Origin of the sequence: Martinezella rhizogenes, from assembly GCF_027460065.1 — a bacterium.
GTDB classification, from domain to species: Bacteria; Pseudomonadota; Alphaproteobacteria; order Rhizobiales; family Rhizobiaceae; genus Agrobacterium; species Agrobacterium rhizogenes_C.
In genome coordinates this window covers 77,529-98,624 of sequence record NZ_JAPYZZ010000002.1, presented here as the reverse complement: position 1 = coordinate 98,624, position 21,096 = coordinate 77,529, and the positions used below count along the sequence as shown (strand labels likewise).

The following is a 21,096-nucleotide window of genomic DNA, read 5'->3' as shown; positions in this document are numbered from 1 at the left end:
ATGGGCGTGTGGATCGATACCGATATGGGCTTTGACGATATCGCCGCCATCATGGTGGTGCAATCGGCAGGCCTTGCTATTGACGGCATCTCTTTGGTGTTCGGCAATGCGACGCTGGATGCGGTCTGCCGCAATGCCGCAGGCGCCGCAGCAAGCTTCGGCTGGTCGATGCCGATCCACCAGGGCCGCGCCATGCCGGTGCTTGGCGCGCTCGAAACCGCGCAGTCCATCCTCGGTGAAAGCGGCATTCCGACCGCCGGCCAAAGCCTGCCGGATGCGCCGGCTCTGCCAAAAAGCGATGCCTTTGCCGCACTCTGCAACTGGCTGGAGGGTGAAGGCAAAAAACGCATTCTCGCGCTCGGCCCGCTCACCAATATCGCCGCACTTTGTCTCGCTCGGCCCGATCTTGCCGCCAAAATTTCCGACCTGATCTGGATGGGGGGCGGGCTTACCAGCGGCAACCACACGGCATCGGCCGAATTCAACGCCTTCGCCGATCCCGAGGCACTGGCTATCGCGCTCGCTCACGGCCTGCCGCTGCGCATGGTCGATCTCGATGCCTGCCGCAAGGTAACGGCCTCGCCCGCCGATGTGCTGCCGATCCGCACCGCTGGCGGCAGGAATGCGGGACTGATTGCCGATCTGCTGGAGGGCTTCATCGGCATTGCCACCAGCCGCGGCAGGGCTGCCATGGCGCTTTACGATCCCGTCGCCGCAGTCGGCTTCACCTCCGATCATCTCGGCTGGCAGCAGGCGCGCATCGATGTCGAACTTCATGCCTCGCTGACGCGGGGAAGAACCGTGGTCGAGACACGCGCGGAGAAGGTGACAGACTTTAACGCCCAGTTTGCCGTGACCGTTGACGCTGGAGCCGCGAAGGTGGCCATACTGGAGGCACTGCGCCGGGAGGCCGCCCGATGAGCGCGCAAATCCGCCTGGCGGAACCTGCCGATCTCAACGATGACACCCTGCGCACCCGTGCGGTTGCCGCCGCGCGTGGTGATCAGCGTTTTGATGTTCTCATCACCGGCGGAACATTGGTGGATGTGGCGACGGGCGAGCTTCGCCCTGCCGATATCGGCATTGTCGGCGCGCTGATAGCCAGCGTTCACGAACCGGCAAGCCGCAGGGATGCCGCGCAGGTGATCGATGCGGGCGGGGCCTATGTTTCGCCGGGGCTGATCGACACGCATATGCACATCGAAAGCTCGATGATCACGCCGGCCGCCTATGCGGCAGCGGTGGTTGCCCGCGGTGTCACCACCATCATCTGGGACCCGCATGAATTCGGCAATGTGCATGGTGTGGAAGGCGTGCGCTGGGCGGCGAAGGCGATCGAAAACCTGCCGCTGCGCGCCATTCTGCTTGCCCCTTCCTGCGTTCCGTCAGCACCGGGGCTGGAGCGTGGCGGTGCGGATTTCGACGCCGCCATTCTCGCCGATCTCCTCTCCTGGCCGGAAATCGGTGGCATTGCGGAAATCATGAACATGCGCGGCGTCATCGAACGCGATCCGCGCATGAGCGGCATCGTGCAGGCCGGGCTCGCCGCGGAAAAGCTGGTCTGCGGCCATGCGCGCGGACTTGGTGGCGCCGATCTCAATGCCTTCATGGCGGCGGGCGTCTCTTCCGATCACGAGCTTGTCTCGGGTGAAGACCTGATGGCGAAGCTCAGGGCAGGGCTGACGATCGAGCTGCGCGGCTCGCATGATCACCTGCTGCCGGAATTCGTGGAGGCACTGAATAAGCTCGGCCACCTGCCGCAGACGGTGACGCTCTGCACCGACGATGTCTTCCCGGACGACCTGTTGCACGGCGGCGGGCTCGATGATGTGGTGCGCCGCCTTGTGCGTTATGGCATGAAGCCCGAATGGGCGCTGCGCGCCGCTACGCTGAACGCCGCGCAAAGGCTTGGCCGTCCCGATCTCGGCCTCATCGCCGCCGGTCGCCGCGCCGATATCGTCGTTTTCGAGGATCTGAGCGGTTTTACCGCCCGTCATGTGCTCGTAAGCGGCAGGGCCGTTGCGGAAGGTGGCCGCATGCTGGTCGACATTCCCGCCTGCGACACGACCACGCTTGAAGGCTCGATGAAGCTTCCGCCACGCATGACTGATGATTTCCGGGTGAAATCCGAGGGCGCGAAGGTACGCCTCGCCACCATCGACCGCCCGCGCTTCACCCAATGGGGCGAAACGGAAGCCGACGTGAAGGACGGTTTCGTCGTTCCGCCTGAAGGTGCAACGATGATTTCCGTCACCCATCGCCACGGCAAGGCCGACCCCATCACGAAAACCGGTTTCCTCACTGGCTGGGGAAACTGGAACGGCGCCTTCGCCACCACCGTCTCGCATGACAGCCACAACCTCACCGTTTTCGGCGGCAACGCAGAGGACATGGCGCTCGCCGCCAATGCGGTGATCGGCACCGGCGGCGGGATGGCCGTTGCCTCCGGGGGCAAGGTTACAGCGCTGCTGCCCCTGCCGCTCTCCGGCCTCGTTTCGAATGCGCCGCTCAAAGAGGTGGCGCGGGCTTTCGAGGATCTGCGCGAAGCCGTCGGCAAGGTGGTGGAATGGCAGCCACCCTATCTGGTTTTCAAGGCCTGTTTCGGTGCCACGCTCGCCTGCAATATCGGCCCGCACCAGACGGATATGGGCATTGCAGATGTATTGACGGGCAAGGTGATGGAAAGCCCCGTCATCGAGGTTTTACGATAATAACGTCAGGACCGGCTGCCGCGATGTCGTCGTCGCGGCAGCCGGGACCTGTCAGTTCACATTGTGAAGCTGCGCTTCGCCATTATGCAGAAAGCAGGCTTTGGTGAAGAGACCCAAATCCAGCAGGTTGGGCAGGCGGATATCGCGCATATCGGGAAGCCGCTTGTTTTCAGGATCAAACGAGCGGTCAACCTGCGAGATGAATGCGAAAATGACGCCGGTCTTCTGTGCGAAGTTCCCAAGAGCGGTCACCTGTTGCGACAGGTCCGGTTTGTGCCGCTGCTGGTCGAGTATTTGTAGATAATCGATCACGGCGAAGGTACCGCGTTTGGCAGGCGACAAATGGCGGATGATGTAATCCGCGCATATCTCGTCCGACGTCACGATTTCGGTTTCTCTCTGCCCGGCCGCGTGTTTTTCGATACGCTTACGCGCCTGCTGCTCCGTCATTTCGAGCGTGAACAAAACAGACTGCCGTCCGTCTTCGGCTGCTGCGTGCAAAAGTTCAAACCCAAGCGCTGTCTTGCCCTGACCTGGGCGGCCGGCAAGCAGGAGCATGTCGCCATCCACGATGCGCGAGAACAGGTCTTCGGACAAGGAACCCGCCGCAACGTGGGCGGACAGCAGGCTCCACTGTGCAAATCCTTCCTCGCGCGCGATGTAGTCCAGCGCTTCGTGCAGGGGAATGGCATTGTTTCGGACCATGAGTTTGGCCCGCCGCTTCAACTGAAAAATCGGAGTAGAAAGTTTCATCAAAAGACCTCTATTTCGGGTCTGAAACGCAATCCCTCCTTATGCGAATGCCCGAACAGACGGTTCGATGATGATATTACCCCGCATGTCGAATGCTTCCCCGAAAGGAGGGAGGAGGCTTGGGTCGAGCCTGTGCGCGGAATTTACCGCGCCCGATGATTCGCCACAAGCGTCCGAGGTGTTGCCGTTCGAAAAACGGCAGGCAGCAAGACGGGGCTACTCCGTTGCCAGTTCCTGCTCCACCAATGTCGCCCAGAACGCGACGCCGGGCACGATGGCCGCATCGTTGAAGTCATAGGAGGTGTTGTGGTGCAGCGCGCCATCCACCGCCGGGCCGTTGCCGAGCCAGACATAGCAGCCGGGAGCTTCGCCAGCGAAGAAGGCGAAGTCGTCGCCGGCGGTCGAGGGCGGGAAGGCGGTGCGGGCCTTGGTGCCGAAGACGGTCTTGGCGGCGCGTAGCGCTCGTTTCGTTGCATCCGCCTCGTTAATGACGGGGGGAATGCGACGGATGAATTCGTACTGCGCCTCGATGCCGAACATTGCCGCCGTGCCCTTTGCCAGCCGGCCTATCTCCGCTTCAAGCTGATCGCGCACATCTGCCGCATAGGCGCGCGCCGTGCCGCCGATTTCGACGAGATCGGGAATGACGTTGAGCGCCTTCGGGTCGCCCGCCTGCACCGAACAGGCGCTGACGACGGCGGGCTGCAACGGGTCGATGACGCGGCCGACGATGTTTTGCAGCGAGGCGAGGAAGGTGCCCGCCGCGGTTATGGGGTCACGGCCGAGATGCGGCTTGGCGCCATGGGTGCCGATGCCTTTGAACGTAACGCGCCAGCTGTCGGAAGAGGCAAGCTGCGGGCCTTCCACCACCGCCATTTCGTCAAGCCCAAGCCCCGGCATATTGTGCAGGCCATAGACCGCATCGCAGGGGAACAGGTCGAACAGCCCGTCCTCCACCATTTTTTTCGCGCCGCCCCGGCCTTCTTCGGCCGGCTGGAAGATGAAATGCACGGTGCCGGAAAAGTCACGGGTCTTGGCAAGGTAACGCGCGGCACCCAGCAGCATGGCGGTATGGCCGTCATGGCCGCAGGCATGCATCTTGCCGGGAAATTTCGATTTATAGGGCCGGTCGGGCACCTCAGGCATGGCCAGCGCGTCCATGTCGGCGCGCAGGCCGATGCTGCGGGTGCCGTTACCCACCTGCAACGTGCCGACCACACCTGTACCACCGAGACCACGATGCACCTTCAGCCCGGCGCGCTCGAGAAAATCGGCGACGATGGCGCTGGTTCTTTCCTCCTCGAAACCCAGTTCCGGATGGGCGTGCAGATCATGACGAAGCTCCGTCAGGAATGGCAGGTCCTCGCCGATCCGGTCCAGCAGTCTCATGGGAAGCTTGTCCTTGAATATGGGGAAAACCCGCGTCATAGGTGGGTTTGCCCGAATGCCTGTTGCTTTGTTTCCGTTCTAGCGGAAAAAGCCAATGAAATGAACCCGCCGCATGTTTGCGGTTGCTGAAATGCCCACTATGTCGAACGGAATTGGCGCGGCTGAAACCGCATCCGCCTTGCGATCCCGATCCTGAAAGGAAAACCGATGCCGTCATCCGCATCGCCCGCCGCCCAGTCTCCCGCCGCGCCGCACGAGTTCTGGCAGGATATTCATCCACCCGGCACCTTTGCAACGACAGGTCTGCATACCAGCTTCTTTCCGGCGGAACTGGATGACAAGAGACAGATCTGCCTGCCCATCCGGCCGCTTGCGGATGGTGAACATGCGCTCGCATCGCTTATCGTCAATCAGGCCTCATTCGAGGTGCTGGAGGCGCTGGCGGCCGATCTTGCCGCCAAGCTCGCGCCCTTCAGCCCCGACGTCGTGATCGGCCTGCCGACACTCGGCCTGACGCTTGCCGCCACCGTTGCCCGCCATCTCGGCCATTCCCGTTACGTGCCGCTCGGCACCTCGCGGAAATTCTGGTATCTGGAGGAACTGTCAGTGCCAATGTCTTCCATCACCACCAAGCAGGAAAAGCGGCTTTACATCGATCCGCGCATGCTGCCGCTCCTCGAGGGCAAACGGGTGGCGCTGGTGGATGATGTCATCTCCAGCGGTAGCTCCATTATTGCAGGTCTTTCGCTTCTCGCCTCATCCAGCATCAAGCCGGTGGTGATCGGCGCTGCCATGCTGCAATCGGATCGCTGGCGGGAAAAAATCGCCGCTTTCGGGCCGGAATGGCCGGAGCGGGTGAGGGGTGTTTTCGCCACGCCACTGCTGACAAAAGCGCAAGACGGCTGGCGCGCTTGACGTTGCGCAAGTTCCGGCAAAAGGCAAGTGGTGATAATTTCACCGGTGCCTAATTTCTGCCTTGCGAAGTTCCAGAAGATCATCCTAAGATCACTTCCGACAGACAATAGCGGTCGGCGAACAAGGTGCCGGTTTGCTTTCGCGCGGTGTCATCCCGGCGTCTGCCCGCCCCCTTTGTTCTTGCCGATGACTGGAATTTCTTCCCATGCATGCAGTGTTTGACGGTCATAATGATGTGCTGCTTCGTTTGTGGCGCAACAGCAAGGCCGGTGCCGATCCCGTGGCCGAATTCAAGAACGGCACGCGTGAAGGTCATATCGATGGTCCGCGCGCGCGGGCAGGCGGTCTCGGCGGTGGCATCTGCGCCATCTATATTCCGTCAGGCGATCTGGTCCTGCAGGAACCGGACGAACAGGGCCATTACGATACGCCGCTCGCCTCGCCGCTGGAGCGCCTGCCTTCCCTCGATATCGCCATGGAGAAGGCGGCGATTGCGTTGCGGCTCGACCGCGCCGGTGCCTGGCGGCTCTGCCGCTCCACGGCCGACATTCGCAAGGCCTTTGCCGAGGATATTTTCGCCGCCGTGCTGCACATGGAAGGCTGCGAGGCGATCGGGCCTGATCTTGACGCGCTGGAGGTGTTTTATGCCGCCGGCCTGCGCTCGCTCGGCCCGGTCTGGAGCCGGCACAATGTTTTCGGCCATGGCGTTCCCTTCTCTTATCCCATGTCGCCCGATACCGCGCCCGGTCTTACCGATGCCGGTTTCGCGCTGGTGAAGGAATGCAACCGGCTCGGCATTCTCATCGATCTCGCGCATATCACCGAAAAGGGCTTCTGGGATGTGGCCAAGACCACCAACCAGCCGCTGATCGCCAGCCACTCCAACGCGCATGCTCTCACTCCCGTCGCCCGCAATCTCACCGACCGGCAGATGGATGCCATCAGGGAGAGCGGTGGGCTGGTGGGCCTCAACTATGCCGTCACCATGCTCAGGCCCGACGGGCGTGATATTGCCGATACGCCGCTCTCCGATATGGTGCGCCATATCGACTACATGGTGGAACGCATGGGCATCGACTGCGTGGCGCTCGGATCGGATTTCGACGGTGCCACCGTACCCGTCGGCGTGGCCGATGCCAGCGGCAACCACAATCTGGTTGCGGCACTGAAATCGGCAGGCTACGGTGATGGAGAGCTTGCTAAAATATGCCGGGAAAACTGGCTGCGTGTTTTGTCTCAGGCCTGGCACGAAGCGGCCTGAGAACAGTTTTAAGCGAACCAAATCAATCTCATAACAAAAGGGGAGATCCTATGATCAAATCGCTCAACAAATCCATGCGTATCCTTAGCACCAGCGCTGCCCTGTCGCTGATGATGTTGTCTGCACCGCACGCTTTCGCCGCCACGCCGGCCGACACGCTGGTCGAAGGTTTCGCCATCGACGACATCATCACGCTCGATCCGGGTGAGGCATTCGAACTGTCCGCAGCCGAAGTCACCGGCAACACCTACAGCAAGCTCGTCTCCATCGATCTCAACGACACGTCCAAAGTCATCGGCGATCTCGCCGAAAGCTGGACGACCTCCGAAGACGGCCTCACCTACACCTTCAAGCTGAAATCCGGCCTGAAATTCGCCTCCGGCAATCCGGTCACCGCTGACGATGTGGCCTTCTCCTTCGAGCGCGCCGTCAAGCTCGACAAGTCGCCAGCATTCCTGCTGACGCAGTTCGGCCTCAAGGGCGACAACGTCAATGAAAAAGCCAAGGCTGCGGATGCAAACACCTTCGTGCTGACGGTCGACAAGCCCTATGCGCCGAGCTTCGTGCTGAACGTGCTCACCGCAACCGTCGCTTCGGTGGTCGACAAGAAGCTCATCACCGAAAAGGCAAAGTCCGTCACCCCGAGCGCTGATTACAAATACGACACGGATTTCGGCAACGAATTCCTGAAAACCGGTTATGCCGGTTCCGGCCCTTACAAGATCCTCGGCTGGAAGGCCAACGAGGCCGTCATCCTCGAAGCCAACCCAAATTATTATGGCGAAAAGCCGAAGCTGAAGCGCGTCGTCTATCGCCACATGAAGGAAAGCTCCGGCCAGCGCCTGGCGCTTGAGAACGGCGATATCGATGTTGCCCGCAACCTCGAGCCGGGCGACATGGAAGCCGTTTCCAAGAAGGAAGGCCTTGCCGTCACCTCTGCGCCCAAGGGCACCGTCTATTACTTCAGCCTCAACCAGAAGAACGAGAACCTGAAGAAGCCGGAAGTCGTTGAAGCTTTGAAATATCTGGTCGATTACGACGCGATCGGTGCGACGATCATCAAGGGCATCGGCGAAATCCACCAGACCTTCCTGCCGAAGGGCCAGCTCGGTGCGCTCGACGAGAACCCCTACAAGCTCGATGTGGCCAAGGCAAAGGAACTTCTTGCCAAGGCCGGCCTGAAGGACGGTTTCACCGTGACCATGGATGTGCGCAACACGCAGCCGGTGACCGGCATTGCCGAAAGCGTGCAGCAGACGCTGGCGCAGGCCGGCATCAAGCTGGAAATCATTCCCGGCGACGGCAAGCAGACGCTGACCAAATATCGCGCCCGCACGCATGATATCTACATTGGTCAGTGGGGTTCGGACTATTTCGATCCGAACTCGAATGCCGAAACCTTCACCATCAACTACGACAATTCCGATGAAGGCAAGAACAAGACGCTCGCCTGGCGTAATGCCTGGGATGTTCCTGATCTGACCAAGGAAACCCAGTCGGCGCTGCTGGAAAAGGACACCGCCAAGCGTGCCGCCATCTATCAGAACCTGCAGAAGGAAGTTCTGGCGAAGGGTCCCTTCGTCATCATCTTCCAGCAGACGGAAGTTGCCGGTTATTCCGCCAAGCTCAAGGGTCTGAAGCTCGGACCGAGCTTTGACACCAACTACGTTTACACGATCTCCAAGTAATGATCCGGAAGGGTCGGTCTCTTGAGCATCGTTGAAGCAAACAGCAGGGCGAGGCAGGGCAAACGCCGTGCCAACGCCCGTGCTAAGGCCATTATCGGCTTTGCCCTTACCGTCATCACCACCTTTCTGGGGTTGATGGCGGTTACATTTTTCATTGGCCGTGTCGTACCGATCGATCCCGCGCTGGCGATCGTCGGCGACCGTGCGCCTGCGCATGTGGTCGAGCGGGTGCGTGAGCAGCTCGGCCTCAACCTGCCGCTCTGGCAGCAGTTCTTCCTTTACCTGAAGCAGGCGCTTTCGGGTGATTTCGGCATTTCCGTCCTCACCACCAATCCTGTCATGGAGGATATCAAGCGGGTGTTTCCGGCGACGATCGAGCTTGCCACGATCGGCACCATCATCGGTGCCGTCTTGGGCATTCCGCTTGGTGTGCTCGCTGCCGTGAAACGCGGCAGCTTTGCCGACCAGGTCGTGCGCGTGATCGGCCTCATCGGTTATTCCGTGCCGATCTTCTGGCTCGGGCTACTTGCGCTGCTGGTGTTTTACGCCCGGCTGCAATGGGTCGCCTATCCCGGCCGCATGGATATCGTCTACGAATTCACCTTCACGCCGGTCACGGGCTTCTTCCTGATCGATGCGATCTGGCAGCGGCAATGGGACGTGTTGTGGGATCTGTTCCGCCACATCATCCTGCCCGCGTCGCTGCTCGGCTATTTTTCGCTGGCCTATATCAGCCGCATGACGCGCTCCTTCATGCTGAACGAGCTTAGCCAGGAATATATCGTCGCGGCCCGCGCCAAGGGGCTTTCGGAAACCCGCATCATCTGGCTCCACGCGCTGCGCAACGCCGCCGTGCCGTTGGTGACCGTGATTGCGCTCTCCTATGCCGGTCTCTTGGAAGGTTCGGTTCTGACCGAAACCATCTTCGCCTGGCCGGGGCTCGGCCTCTACATCACCAATTCCCTGCAGAATGCGGATATGAATGCCGTTCTCGGCGGCACGATTGTGATCGGCGCCATCTTCGTCGGCATCAATCTCTTCTCCGATCTGCTTTACCGGACGCTCGACCCAAGGACGCGCAGCCGATGATGATTTCGACCGATACACTCAAACCCTATAGCCGCGAATGGCTGCTCTCCGACCGGCCGGCCTCGCGCAAGCAGGCGCGGCTTGGGCGTGCCTATGTCATCTGGCGTCGCTTTTCGGAAAACCGGCTGGCGCTGCTCGGGCTTGCCATCATCATCGCGCTGCTGTTCGTGGCGCTGTTTGCCGATGTGCTGGCGCCGCACAATCCGGTGCAGGGTGACTTGCGCAATGCCCGGCTTCTGCCGCCCGGCACTGCGGGTTATCTACTCGGCACCGACGACCAGGGGCGCGATATTCTCTCGCGGCTCATCCACGGTTCGCGGTTGACGCTATTCGTGGTGCTGCTGGTGGCCATCATCGCCGCACCCATAGGGCTCATCGTCGGCACCGTCTCGGGTTATGCCGGCGGCTGGGTCGATGCCATTCTGATGCGCATCACCGATATCTTCCTCGCCTTCCCGAAGCTCGTTCTGGCGCTCGCGCTGGTGGCGGCACTCGGGCCGGGCATTGAAAATGCGGTGCTCGCCATCGCGGTCACCTCGTGGCCGCCCTATGCGCGTATCGCGCGCGCCGAAACCATGACGTTCCGCAATTCCGATTTCATCGCGGCGGTGAAGCTCATGGGGGCATCGCCCTTCCGTATTGTCCTCAAACACGTCATGCCGCTCTGCCTGTCGTCGCTTATCGTGCGTGTGACGCTGGATATGGCCGGCATCATCCTCACAGCAGCTGGTCTCGGCTTCCTCGGCCTTGGTGCTCAGCCGCCGCTGCCGGAATGGGGCGCGATGATCGCCTCCGGCCGTCGTTTCATTCTCGATCAATGGTGGGTTGCGGCCATGCCGGGTATCGCGATCCTGATCGTCAGTCTCGGTTTCAACCTTCTGGGCGATGGCCTGCGCGATGCGCTTGATCCCAAGGAGGCGAACCAATGAGCGCGCCGCTCCTGACTGTCGAGAACCTGCGCGTTTCCTTCCCCACCCGCACCGGGCTGGTGGAGGCGGTGCGCGGCGTGTCCTTCACACTCGGCCGCGAGCGTCTTGGCATCGTCGGCGAATCCGGCTCCGGCAAGTCGCAGACCGGCCGCGCCATCATGGGGCTGACGCCGAAAAGCGCGCGCATCGAAGCTGATACCCTGCGTTTCGGCGACATCGATCTGCTCAAGGCGTCTGCAAAAGAACGGCGGATCATGCGCGGCAAGCGCATGGCCATGATCCTGCAGGACCCGAAATACTCGCTGAACCCGGTCATGACCATCGGCCGCCAGATCATGGAAACGCTGCGGACCCATGAAAAGATCGGCAACGGCGAGGCGCGTCAGCGCACGCTTGCCATGCTCGAAGCCGTGCAGATCCGCGATCCCGAGCGCGTGTTCGATCTTTATCCGCACGAGGTTTCCGGCGGTATGGGCCAGCGTGTCATGATCGCCATGATGCTGGTCTGCGGCCCGGAACTGCTGATCGCCGATGAACCGACTTCGGCGCTCGATGTGACGGTGCAGCTGGAAGTGCTCGATATTCTCGACAAGCTGGTGCGCGACCGCGGCATGGGGCTGATCTTCGTCAGCCATGATCTCCGGCTCGTCTCCTCCTTCTGCGACCGGGTTCTGGTCATGTATGCCGGCAAGGTGGTGGAAGAGCTGTCTTCTGCCAATCTGAAGGAGGCGAAACATCCCTACACGCAGGGTCTGTTGAACTGCCTGCCGGAAATTGGCGGCCATCGCCATCCGCTGCCAGTTCTGGAACGCAAGCCGGAGTGGCGCGCATGAGCAAAGTTCTTTCCATCAAAGACATGGTGGTGGATTTCGACGGTTACATCGCGCTCGACAGCGTCAGCGTCGATGTTGCCGAGGGTGAATCCTTCGGCATCGTCGGCGAATCCGGTTCCGGCAAATCGACCCTGCTGCGCGCCATTGCCGGCCTCAACCATTTCGATGAAGGCTCGCTGATGGTGGCGGGGCGCTCCTATTCCAGCAAGCACCGCGACAAGAGTTTTTACAGCGATGTGCAGATGGTGTTTCAGGACCCCTATGGCTCGCTTCACCCGCGCCAGACGGTGGATGCGCTGCTGCTGGAACCGCTCGTCATCCATGGTCTCGACAATCGCGAGCAGCGCATTGCCCGGGCGCTGGACGAGGTTGGCCTCGGTTCCGGTTTCCGCTTCCGTTATTCGCACCAGCTTTCCGGCGGCCAGCGCCAGCGCATCGCCATTGCCCGCGCGCTGATCGTCGAGCCGAAAATCCTGCTGCTGGACGAGCCGACCTCGGCGCTCGACGCCTCCATTCAGGCGGAAATCCTCAACCTGCTCGAACAGGCCCGCAAGGACCGCAACCTCACCTTCGTCATGGTCAGCCACGATCTCGGCGTCATCAGCCATATGTGCGATCGGCTGGCGGTTATGAAAAGCGGCAAGGTTGTGGAAATGCTGGAGGCCGAGGCGCTGGAAAGCCGCGAATTCAGCGCTGACTATACAAGGCAGCTGCTGGTGGCGAGCGAGGGTTTCAAACGCGGTTGATGTGACGAGTGGGTGCCTCCCTTTCTTCTCCCCGCCGGGGAGAAGATGCCCCGAAGGGGGGAGATGAGGGGGCTAGCTCTCCGCATATCTCTACCGTCACCCCCTCATCCGGCGCTACGCGCCACCTTCTCCCCCGGCGGGGAGAAGAAACAGGCGGCGCTTTTGCTCCACAACGATCTTCCTGTGGGAAGTATTCTCTCATCGTGCCGCGGTGATATGCTGGCCCTCACACCGGCCCACCCGAACAAGGTCTCCACCCCATGCAACTGCGCGCCTTGATGTATTTCGACGAACTCGTCCGCACCAATTCCATGCGCGCCGCGGCGGAAAACCTGAATGTCGCGCCGACGGCGGTGAGCCGGCAGATCGAGAACCTCGAATATTATTTCGGCTCGCCGCTGGTGGAGCGATCCAGCCGCGGCGTGAAGCTGACGGCGGCGGGTGAGCTGCTCGCTGCCCGCGCCGGCAAGACGTTGCGCGAACTCGACCATGTGCACCAGCTGATCGACGATCTCAAAGGCCTGCAGCGCGGCCGGGTCACGGTCTATGCCAATGGCGCGACGGTGGCGAACCTTCTGGCGCCCGTGCTGGCGCAGTTCAGCCTGAAATATCCGAAGCTGCGCTTTGAGGTGCATATTACCAGCGCCCGGCAGGCGATGGAGGCGCTGGGTGCGGCGGAAGCTGACCTCGTCGTCAGCCTGTTTGCGCCGAAGCTTTCGGGTGTGAAGGTGCGCTCGCGTACCCGCATCAGCTACGATGTCATCTTCCCCGCCGGCCACGCGCTCGCCGCCCAGCCGGAAGTCTCGCTGAAGGAACTGGCCGGCATGCCGCTTGCCCTGCCGGACAAGAGTTTTGCCGCGCGTCAGGCCTTCGATACACTCTTTGCCGATGCCGGCATCGAGCTTGATCCGGTCTTCATCACCAGCTCGCTGGAAATGCTGAAGGAACTGGTGCTGGGCCATGCCGCCGCCACGCTGTTGCCGGCGCTTTCGGTCGCGCGCGAAATCCGCAGCGGCCAGATGGTTGCCGTTCCGCTAGCCGGCAAGAAGGGCATCCATACGCAGATCGATCTCTGTGTTGCGCCCGACCGGCAATTGTCTTTCGCCGCCTCCAAACTTGCCGATTTCATCGAGCGTTTCATGCGCGAGGCAACAGCGGGGTAGTTTCTTCTGCCCGCTGGGGAGAGGAATAGGCCAGCTCGGGAAATTACCCACCAAGGTTGATTTCCACCGGCAATTCCGTGTAGCCATTTCAGCTACACGGAGCACACAAAACGGAGATTGTGTGTGCGCCTGCAACATGACACTCTTTTTGCAACGGGTGGTCTTTGGAAGGGCAAAAATGCCCCGGCCGCCAGACAGGGGACTAAGGATGCCACGCACTTATCTTTCGCAGGCGGCAAAGCTTTCGCGCCGTACCGCGCTGACGCTTGCATTGGGCACGGCGCTCTGGCTGCCGTTTTCGGTTGTTAACGCCGAAGCCGCGCCGAAAACCGCCCTGACGCTTGGCATGACGGTGGAGCCGACCGGTCTCGATCCGACCATTGCCGCTCCCGTCGCCATCGGCCAGGTCACCTGGCAGAATATTTTCGAAGGTCTCGTCACCATCGACAGCAAAGGCAAGGTGAAGCCGCAGCTTGCCGAAAGCTGGGAAATTTCGCCTGACGGCAAGAGCTACACCTTCAAGCTGCGCAAGGGTGTCACCTTCCATGATGGTGAGGCGTTCGATTCCGCCGTCGCGAAGTTTTCGCTGGACCGGGCGCGCGGAGAAGCTTCCGTCAACCCGCAGAAGCGCTTCTTTGCGGCAATCGATAACATCGAGACGCCGGACGCGGACACGCTGGTGCTGAAACTGAAACAGCCCGCCGGCAGCCTCATCTACTGGCTCGGCTGGCCAGCCTCCGTCATGGTCGCGCCGAAGAGTGCTGAGGCTAACCGCACGACACCTGTCGGCACCGGCCCGTTCAAATTCGTGAGCTGGGCCAAGGGCGACAAGGTGGAGCTTGAGAAAAATGCCGCCTATTGGGACAAGGCAGTGGCGGTGAAGCTCGACAAGGCGACCTTCCGTTTCGTCGCGGATCCGCAGGCACAGGCAGCTGCGCTGAAGTCAGGCGATATCGATGCCTTCCCGGAATTCGGCGCGCCGGAGCTGATGACCTCCTTTGACGGCGATAAGCGCCTCGGCACCTTCGTCGGCAATACCGAGCTGAAGGTCGTGGCCGGCATGAACAATGCCCGCAAGCCTTTTGACGACAAACGCGTGCGACAGGCGCTGATGATGGCGGTGGATCGTGGCACTGTCATCGAAGGCGCATGGTCCGGTTACGGCACGGCCATCGGCAGTCACTACACGCCTAATGATCGCGGATATGTCGATACGACTGGTGTGCACTCCTTCGATATCGACAAGGCCAGGGCGCTGCTTGCGGAAGCCGGATATGCCGATGGTTTCAGCTTCACCATCAAGGCTCCACAAATGGCCTATGCCCAGCGCACCTCGCAAATCCTGCAGGCGATGTTGGCCGAAATCGGTGTGACGATGACCATCGAGACCACCGAATTTCCGGCCAAATGGGTGGCGGATGTTTTGAAGGGTGCGGATTACGACATGACCATCGTTGCCCATGCCGAGCCGATGGATATCGATATCTATGCCCGCGATCCCTATTATTTCAATTACAAGAACCCGGCCTTCAACGAGGTCATCGCCAATGTCGAAAAGACCGCGAATGCGGGCGAGCAGGAAGCGCTTTACGGCGACGCCCAGAAAATCCTGGCCGAAGATGTGCCGGCGCTGTTCCTGTTCGTGATGCCGAAGCTTGGCGTCTGGGACAGGAAGGTGAAGGGGTTGTGGGAAAACGAGCCTATTCCTTCGAATGTGCTGACGGACGTGCATTGGGAAGAGTGACGTTTGTCGATACCCGTTTCTTCCGTCATGCCGGACTTGATCCGGCATCCAGCCAGCCCAAGTCCTTGGGCTGACAGGGTTCTCTCCGCCGCGCAGACGCGCGTCGGCTGGATTCCGGCTGAGGGCCGGAATGACGGGAGAAGGATAACGGGACGCTCGACCGCAGGTAAAACAAAGCAAGGAGCAGATGCCAGATGTTAGCCGTCCTCATCCGGCGTCTCGTAAGCCTCGTCATCACGCTGTTTGCCGTTTCCCTTATCATTTATCTCGTCATGGGCCTGCTGCCGGGTGATCCGGCCGCCATCATGCTCGGCACTTCGGCAAGCCCGGATACGCTGGCGGCGCTGCAAAAGCAGATGGGTCTCGATCAGCCCTTGCCGCTGCGTTATCTCCACTGGCTCGCCGGCGTGTTCCGGGGCGATCTCGGGCAATCCTATACCTATGGCGTGCCGGTGGCGGGGCTGATCATCGAGCGGTTGGCCGTCACGCTGCCGCTTGCGCTGCTTGCCATCTGCCTGTCTGTCACTATTGCCATTCCGCTCGGCGTGGCGGCGGCGAAGAACCGCAATGGGGCGCTGGATTTTGCAGCCGGGCTGTTTTCCCATGTGGGCATCGCCGTGCCGGGCTTCTGGGTCGGGCTGCTGCTGATCATCGTTTTTTCCACCACGCTCGGCTGGATGCCATCAGGTGGTTTTCCCGGCTGGAGCCCAAGCTTTTCGGCGGGGCTTGCGGCGCTGGTGCTGCCGGCAATCGCGCTCGCGCTGTCGCAGGCTGGCGTTCTCACCCGCGTCTGCCGCTCCGCCGTGCTGGAAGTGATGAACGAGGATTTCGTGCGCACCGCCCGTGCCAAGGGCCTGAGCGAGCGGGTGGCGCTGTGGCGGCATGCCGTGCCGAACGCGATGATCCCCGTCGTTACCATGATCGGCCTGCAATTCACCTTCCTCATTGCCGGTGCTGTGCTGGTGGAAAATGTCTTCAACCTGCCGGGTCTCGGGCGGCTTGCCTATCAGGCGCTGACGCAGCGCGATATCGTGGTGATGCAGTCGGTCGTGCTGTTTTTCTCGGCGCTGGTCATCGTCATGAATTTCGTGGTCGATATCGCCTATCTCTTCATCGATCCGAGATTGCGGGCAGGTGCGCGATGATGCGATTGCTCCGCCGCCGCCCGGCCTTCGTTATCGGCATCGCCGTCACCACCTTTCTTGTCGCCGTCGCCCTTTTGTCGCTGGTCTGGACGCCGGTTTCGCCGACCAAGATACAGATCGTCCAGAAGCTGAAATCGCCCTTGGTTTATGGCGGTCTCGGCACGGATCATTTCGGCCGTGATGTGCTCTCCATGCTGATGGCCGGTGCGTGGAACTCTCTCTCCACCGCCATCGCCGCCGTCGCCATCGGTGCCTTCATCGGCACGGCAATCGGTGTTACGGTCGCGGCCCTGCGCGGCTTTACCGAAACCGTGGTCATGCGCATCTGCGACATCATCTTCGCCGTGCCGCCGATCCTCTCGGCCATGATGCTCGGTGCCTTCATCGGCACGGGACGCTTCACCGCGATCATCGCCATCGCCACCTTCATGGTGCCGGTTTTTGCCCGACTGACGCTGGGTGCCGCACTGCAGATATGGGCGCGGGAATATATCACCGCCGCCATCAGCATCGGCCAGAACCGCGCCAAGATCACGCTTTTCCATATCGTGCCGAATATTTCCAACCAGATCATCGTGCAGGTGACGATCCAGCTCGGTCTTGCGATATTGACGGAAGCGGGCCTTTCCTTCCTCGGTCTCGGCATGCCGCCACCCGCCGCCACCTGGGGGCGGATGCTGGCCGATGCCCAGACCTATCTTGGCGCGGCCCCCTGGCTTGCCATCATGCCCGGCCTTGCCATCGCGCTTGCCGTCTTCGGCCTCAACCTCCTCGGCGATGGCCTGCGTGATCTGCTCGATCCGCGCGATACCAGCTGACCGCTTCCAGCCGATATCGCCGCTATTTCCTGTTTTTATGACGAGACGATGCCATGACCGATCTCATAGACCTCAACACGCTCGAAATTCTGGCGCTTTACCGGGAAAAGAAGCTGTCGCCCTCGGAATACTGGCAGGCGGTGGAAGCGCGCATCGAGGCTTTCGAGCCGACGGTGAACGCGCTTTATGCCTACGACCCGGAAGATGCCCGCAGGCAGGCGGCAGCCTCGACGCAGCGCTGGCAGAGCGGGGAAACACTCGGCCCGCTTGATGGGCTCCCGGTCTCGCTGAAGGAACTCATCGCCACGAAAGGCCATCCCGTGCCGCTCGGCACCAAGGCAGTGGAACTGGTGCCGGCGCTGGAGGACGCGCCGGTTGCCGCCCGCTGCCGGGAGGATGGCGCGATCCTCTATGCCAAGACGACCTGCCCGGATTACGGCATGCTCTCCTCCGGCCTTTCCAGCTTCCACAAGCTCAGCCGCAACCCCTGGGACCCGACCCAGAACCCCGGCGGTTCCAGCGCCGGTGCTGCCTCGGCGGGTGCCGCGGGTTATGGCACGCTGCATATCGGCACGGATATTGGCGGCTCGGTGCGGTTGCCGGCCGGGTGGACCGGGCTCTTTGGTTTCAAGCCGAGCCAGGGCCGTATTCCGGTTGATCCCTATTATACCGGACGTTGCGCCGGGCCGATGACCCGCACCGTTGTCGACGCTGCTTATGCCATGGCGACGCTGTCGCGGCCCGACTGGCGCGATGGCACATCGCTGCCGCCGAACAGCATCGACTGGATGGACCTCGATATCGATGTGAAGGGTTTGAGGATCGGCCTGATGCTGGATGCGGGCTGCGGCCTGCCGCTGGATGAAGAGGTACGAGACGCCGTGCTTGCCGCCGCGAAGCTGTTCGAGGCGGCCGGCGCCATCGTCATCCCGGTCGAGCCGGTGCTGACGCGTGAGATGCTGGATGGGCTTGACGATTTCTGGCGGGCTAAATTCTGGGGCGACATGGCAGCGCTGAGTAATGAACGCCGTGCCACGATCCTTCCCTATATTCTCGAATGGGCGGAAAAGGGCGCAAATGTCTCCGGTGCACGTGCCGTTTTCGGTTTCAACCAGACCATGGAAATGCGCAAGGCCTGCGCGCGGTTGATGCAGTCGGTTGATGTGGTGATCTCGCCCGTCAATCCCATCGTCTCCTATCCGGCAGACTGGGCCTCGCCCACCAATGACCCCGCGCGACCCTTCGAACATATCGCCTTCACGGTGCCGTGGAACATGTCGGAACAGCCGGCATCCTCGATCAATTGCGGTTTCTCAAAATCGGGTATGCCCATCGGGTTACAGATCGTCGGCCCCCGTTATGAAGACCTGTTCGTGCTTCGGCTTTCGAGGGCATTCGAGAGCTGGGGCGGTGGCGTGCGACGCTGGCCAGAGCCGCCAAAGCGTCGCTGATCGCGTCTTTCCGGACATGTAGTATTGCCATAATACCCGCATCTCCGCCGGGCCTGTTAGGGTGCTGAAAGGCATTCAAAAACGGGAGGAGCAGACATGCCGAAGAAGATTTTGATGATCGCCGGCGATTTCGCCGAGGATTACGAGACCATGGTGCCGTTCCAGACCTTGGCTGCGGTCGGCCATACCGTCCACGCGGTTTGCCCCGGCAAGAAGGCGGGCCAGACCATCGCCACGGCCATCCATGATTTCGAGGGCGACCAGACCTATTCGGAAAAGCGCGGCCATAATTTCGCGCTCAACGCCACCTTCGCCGATATCAAGGTGGCGGATTACGATGCGCTGGTCATTCCGGGCGGCCGCGCGCCGGAATATCTCCGCCTCAATCCCGAAGTGCTGGCTGCGGTGAAACATTTCTTCGAGGCCGACAAGCCGGTGGCGGCCGTCTGCCACGGTGCGCAATTGCTGGCGGCCGCCGGCGTGCTCAAGGGCCGCACCTGCTCGGCCTATCCGGCCTGCCGCCCCGAGGTGGAACAGGCGGGCGGCACCTATGCCGACATCGCCATCGATGCCGCCGTCACCGACGGCAAGCTGGTAACGGCGCCCGCCTGGCCGGCGCATCCGGCCTGGCTTTCGCAATTCATGGCGGTGCTCGGCAAATAAGACCAGCGAAACGGGGCTTTTGCCGGCCCCGTTTTCCGCTTATGTTTTGGAACGTGGTGAGGGAGGAAACCATGTGCAAGCTTTTCATCAAGGCAGACCCTGCACTCTGGGAAAGCCACACGCGGTCACTCAGGATCGACGGCATGGTGACCAGTGTGCGGCTTGAAAACTTCTTCTGGACGACCCTGGACGAGATTGCGCGTCGCGACGGCATGAACAGCGTGCAGCTGATTGCCAAGCTCTACAATGAATCGATCGATGCCGGGCATGATCTTGGCAACTTCACCTCGTTCCTGCGGGTCTGCTGCGGGCGTTATCTCGCGCTTCAGCTTTCCGGCGATATTCCGGCGCGGACGGATATTCCGATTGCGGCGCTGGATGCGGACAGCATTCTCGATGCGGAGAAGGTGAACTACCATTAGGGCCCTTCGCCGCATTCCTGTGACAAGCACACCTTGATGAACAAAATTTAAGCCATTTAATTTTGGGCCTATTTTCCGCTCAATCAGCAAATTTCCTGCTTGCAAAAGGAGAAATTGCAAACGCAATATGTTCCCTGACAACCCGACGGGGAACAAAAAAAGGAAGAAAAAGAGAATGCCAATATTGAACCGTGTGGCTGAAATGCAGGAAGACGTGGCCGGCTGGAGGCGTCACCTGCATGAGCACCCGGAACTGCTTTATGATGTCTTCGAAACGTCGAAATTCGTCGCCGAAAAGCTAACGTCCTTTGGCTGCGATGTGGTGGAGACCGGCATCGGCAAGACCGGCGTCGTCGGCATCATCAGGGGCCGGCATGGGGATGGCCCGACCATCGGTTTCCGCTCCGATATGGACGCACTGCCGATCCTCGAGACCAGCGGCAAGCCATGGGCATCGAAGACGCCGGGCAAGGCTCATTCCTGCGGCCATGACGGACACACCGCCATGCTTTTAGGCGCCGCGCAATATCTCGCCGAGACCCGTAATTTCAAGGGTTCCATCGCGGTCATTTTCCAGCCGGCCGAAGAGGGTGGGGCAGGGGCGCTTGCCATGCTGAATGACGGCATGATGGAGAAATTCGGCATTTCGCAGGTCTATGGCATGCATAACGAGCCGGGCATCCCGGTCGGGCAATTCGCCATCCGCAAGGGCTCGACCATGGCGGCGGCGGATAGTTTCGAGATCGTCATCACCGGCAAGGGCAGCCATGCGGCGGCACCGCATCTCTCCGTCGATCCGGTGCTGACCTCGGCCTATATCATCATCGCCCTGCAATCCATCGTCTCGCGCGAGACGGACCCGCTGAAATCGCTGGTCGTCACCGTCGCCACCACCCATGGCGGCACGGCCGTCAATGTCATCCCGGGTTCCGTAACATTGACCGGGACTGTGCGCACCCTTCTGCCGGAAACCCGCGATTTCGCCGAAAAGCGACTGAAGGAAGTGGCGACAGCCACCGCGATAGTGCATGGCGCAACGGCTGAGGTGAAATATCATCGCGGTTATCCCGTCACCTTCAACCACGCAGACGAAACCGAATTCGCAACCGGCGTGGCGATGGGCGTCGCCGGCGCCAATGCCGTCAACACCAATCCCAACCCGCATATGGGGGCGGAGGATTTTTCCTACATGCTGGAAGCCCGCCCCGGCGCCTTCATCTTCATCGGTAATGGCGACACCGCCGGGCTGCACAATGCGGCCTATGATTTCAACGATGATGCGCTGCCTTACGGCATCAGCTACTGGGTTTCGATGGCCGAAACCGCACTTGCTGCATAAGACATCCGGCGGCCTTGATGGCCGCCTTCTGCTTTTC

19 protein-coding genes are annotated in these 21,096 nt (G+C 61.2%); 17 read left to right on the top strand and 2 right to left on the bottom strand.

Annotated features, from left to right (window positions below; genetic code table 11):
• Complete coding sequence (locus O8B93_RS05215; protein WP_269708745.1) at positions 1 to 921, top strand: nucleoside hydrolase; 921 nt, start codon at positions 1 to 3, stop codon at positions 919 to 921.
• Positions 918 to 2,711 (top strand): adenine deaminase, encoded by a 1,794-nt coding sequence (locus O8B93_RS05210; RefSeq protein WP_269708743.1) that lies wholly within the window; start codon positions 918 to 920, stop codon positions 2,709 to 2,711. The genes O8B93_RS05215 and O8B93_RS05210 overlap by 4 nt, the downstream gene beginning before the upstream one ends.
• Before the next feature lie 51 nt (positions 2,712 to 2,762).
• Here the strand turns inward: O8B93_RS05210 and O8B93_RS05205 are convergent, their stop codons facing one another.
• Positions 2,763 to 3,464 (bottom strand): DNA helicase, encoded by a 702-nt coding sequence (locus tag O8B93_RS05205; RefSeq protein WP_269708742.1) that lies wholly within the window; start codon positions 3,462 to 3,464, stop codon positions 2,763 to 2,765.
• Positions 3,465 to 3,680: 216 nt separating this feature from the next.
• Positions 3,681 to 4,853 carry a M20 aminoacylase family protein gene (locus tag O8B93_RS05200; protein WP_269708740.1) on the bottom strand — a complete coding sequence of 391 codons (1,173 nt, stop codon included), beginning with the start codon at positions 4,851 to 4,853 and terminating at the stop codon, positions 3,681 to 3,683.
• A gap of 207 nt (positions 4,854 to 5,060) precedes the next feature.
• Here O8B93_RS05200 and O8B93_RS05195 point away from each other — a divergent pair, with 207 nt between their 5' ends.
• The 15 genes from O8B93_RS05195 (at position 5,061) to O8B93_RS05125 (ending at position 21,059) form a co-directional block, all read left to right on the top strand.
• Positions 5,061 to 5,768, top strand: coding sequence for a phosphoribosyltransferase (locus O8B93_RS05195; RefSeq protein WP_269708739.1), 708 nt, complete (start codon positions 5,061 to 5,063; stop codon positions 5,766 to 5,768).
• 205 nt (positions 5,769 to 5,973) lie between these two features.
• Entirely contained in the window at positions 5,974 to 7,029 is a 1,056-nt protein-coding gene (locus O8B93_RS05190; protein WP_269708738.1) for a dipeptidase, read from the top strand.
• 50 nt (positions 7,030 to 7,079) lie between these two features.
• On the top strand, positions 7,080 to 8,717 hold the full coding sequence (locus O8B93_RS05185) for an ABC transporter substrate-binding protein (RefSeq protein ID WP_269708737.1): 1,638 nt from the start codon (positions 7,080 to 7,082) through the stop codon (positions 8,715 to 8,717).
• A 21-nt stretch (positions 8,718 to 8,738) separates the two neighbouring features.
• On the top strand, positions 8,739 to 9,806 hold the full coding sequence (locus tag O8B93_RS05180; RefSeq protein WP_269708736.1) for an ABC transporter permease: 1,068 nt from the start codon (positions 8,739 to 8,741) through the stop codon (positions 9,804 to 9,806).
• Positions 9,803 to 10,735, top strand: a complete 933-nt coding sequence (locus tag O8B93_RS05175) for an ABC transporter permease (protein WP_269708734.1) — start codon at positions 9,803 to 9,805, stop codon at positions 10,733 to 10,735. Before O8B93_RS05180 ends, O8B93_RS05175 begins: the two co-directional genes overlap by 4 nt.
• Positions 10,732 to 11,568 (top strand): ABC transporter ATP-binding protein, encoded by an 837-nt coding sequence (locus O8B93_RS05170; protein ID WP_269708733.1) that lies wholly within the window; start codon positions 10,732 to 10,734, stop codon positions 11,566 to 11,568. The genes O8B93_RS05175 and O8B93_RS05170 overlap by 4 nt, the downstream gene beginning before the upstream one ends.
• Complete coding sequence (locus O8B93_RS05165; RefSeq protein ID WP_269708732.1) at positions 11,565 to 12,314, top strand: ABC transporter ATP-binding protein; 750 nt, start codon at positions 11,565 to 11,567, stop codon at positions 12,312 to 12,314. The genes O8B93_RS05170 and O8B93_RS05165 overlap by 4 nt, the downstream gene beginning before the upstream one ends.
• Before the next feature lie 260 nt (positions 12,315 to 12,574).
• Positions 12,575 to 13,477 (top strand): LysR family transcriptional regulator, encoded by a 903-nt coding sequence (locus O8B93_RS05160; protein ID WP_006313227.1) that lies wholly within the window; start codon positions 12,575 to 12,577, stop codon positions 13,475 to 13,477.
• Between the two features lie 208 nt (positions 13,478 to 13,685).
• A complete protein-coding gene (locus O8B93_RS05155; protein WP_269708731.1) occupies positions 13,686 to 15,221 on the top strand; it encodes an ABC transporter substrate-binding protein in 1,536 nt (511 codons plus the stop codon).
• Between the two features lie 194 nt (positions 15,222 to 15,415).
• Positions 15,416 to 16,366, top strand: coding sequence for an ABC transporter permease (locus tag O8B93_RS05150; RefSeq protein WP_269708728.1), 951 nt, complete (start codon positions 15,416 to 15,418; stop codon positions 16,364 to 16,366).
• On the top strand, positions 16,363 to 17,184 hold the full coding sequence (locus O8B93_RS05145) for an ABC transporter permease (protein ID WP_269708727.1): 822 nt from the start codon (positions 16,363 to 16,365) through the stop codon (positions 17,182 to 17,184). The genes O8B93_RS05150 and O8B93_RS05145 overlap by 4 nt, the downstream gene beginning before the upstream one ends.
• Positions 17,185 to 17,237: 53 nt before the next feature.
• Positions 17,238 to 18,635 (top strand): amidase, encoded by a 1,398-nt coding sequence (locus O8B93_RS05140; RefSeq protein ID WP_269708726.1) that lies wholly within the window; start codon positions 17,238 to 17,240, stop codon positions 18,633 to 18,635.
• A gap of 96 nt (positions 18,636 to 18,731) precedes the next feature.
• Positions 18,732 to 19,298 (top strand): DJ-1/PfpI family protein, encoded by a 567-nt coding sequence (locus O8B93_RS05135; RefSeq protein ID WP_269708725.1) that lies wholly within the window; start codon positions 18,732 to 18,734, stop codon positions 19,296 to 19,298.
• A 71-nt stretch (positions 19,299 to 19,369) separates the two neighbouring features.
• A complete protein-coding gene (locus O8B93_RS05130; RefSeq protein ID WP_107339536.1) occupies positions 19,370 to 19,720 on the top strand; it encodes a ribbon-helix-helix domain-containing protein in 351 nt (116 codons plus the stop codon).
• 175 nt (positions 19,721 to 19,895) lie between these two features.
• Positions 19,896 to 21,059 (top strand): M20 aminoacylase family protein, encoded by a 1,164-nt coding sequence (locus O8B93_RS05125; RefSeq protein ID WP_269708721.1) that lies wholly within the window; start codon positions 19,896 to 19,898, stop codon positions 21,057 to 21,059.
• Positions 21,060 to 21,096 lie beyond the last annotated feature (37 nt).

Coding starts and splice junctions, on each gene's coding strand:
- O8B93_RS05215 (WP_269708745.1), top strand. CDS start 1: ATGGGCGTGTGGATCGATACCGATATGGGCTTTGACGATATCGCCGCC.
- O8B93_RS05210 (WP_269708743.1), top strand. CDS start 918: ATGAGCGCGCAAATCCGCCTGGCGGAACCTGCCGATCTCAACGATGAC.
- O8B93_RS05205 (WP_269708742.1), bottom strand. CDS start 3,464: ATGAAACTTTCTACTCCGATTTTTCAGTTGAAGCGGCGGGCCAAACTC.
- O8B93_RS05200 (WP_269708740.1), bottom strand. CDS start 4,853: ATGAGACTGCTGGACCGGATCGGCGAGGACCTGCCATTCCTGACGGAG.
- O8B93_RS05195 (WP_269708739.1), top strand. CDS start 5,061: ATGCCGTCATCCGCATCGCCCGCCGCCCAGTCTCCCGCCGCGCCGCAC.
- O8B93_RS05190 (WP_269708738.1), top strand. CDS start 5,974: ATGCATGCAGTGTTTGACGGTCATAATGATGTGCTGCTTCGTTTGTGG.
- O8B93_RS05185 (WP_269708737.1), top strand. CDS start 7,080: ATGATCAAATCGCTCAACAAATCCATGCGTATCCTTAGCACCAGCGCT.
- O8B93_RS05175 (WP_269708734.1), top strand. CDS start 9,803: ATGATGATTTCGACCGATACACTCAAACCCTATAGCCGCGAATGGCTG.
- O8B93_RS05170 (WP_269708733.1), top strand. CDS start 10,732: ATGAGCGCGCCGCTCCTGACTGTCGAGAACCTGCGCGTTTCCTTCCCC.
- O8B93_RS05165 (WP_269708732.1), top strand. CDS start 11,565: ATGAGCAAAGTTCTTTCCATCAAAGACATGGTGGTGGATTTCGACGGT.
- O8B93_RS05160 (WP_006313227.1), top strand. CDS start 12,575: ATGCAACTGCGCGCCTTGATGTATTTCGACGAACTCGTCCGCACCAAT.
- O8B93_RS05155 (WP_269708731.1), top strand. CDS start 13,686: ATGCCACGCACTTATCTTTCGCAGGCGGCAAAGCTTTCGCGCCGTACC.
- O8B93_RS05150 (WP_269708728.1), top strand. CDS start 15,416: ATGTTAGCCGTCCTCATCCGGCGTCTCGTAAGCCTCGTCATCACGCTG.
- O8B93_RS05145 (WP_269708727.1), top strand. CDS start 16,363: ATGATGCGATTGCTCCGCCGCCGCCCGGCCTTCGTTATCGGCATCGCC.
- O8B93_RS05140 (WP_269708726.1), top strand. CDS start 17,238: ATGACCGATCTCATAGACCTCAACACGCTCGAAATTCTGGCGCTTTAC.
- O8B93_RS05135 (WP_269708725.1), top strand. CDS start 18,732: ATGCCGAAGAAGATTTTGATGATCGCCGGCGATTTCGCCGAGGATTAC.
- O8B93_RS05130 (WP_107339536.1), top strand. CDS start 19,370: ATGTGCAAGCTTTTCATCAAGGCAGACCCTGCACTCTGGGAAAGCCAC.
- O8B93_RS05125 (WP_269708721.1), top strand. CDS start 19,896: ATGCCAATATTGAACCGTGTGGCTGAAATGCAGGAAGACGTGGCCGGC.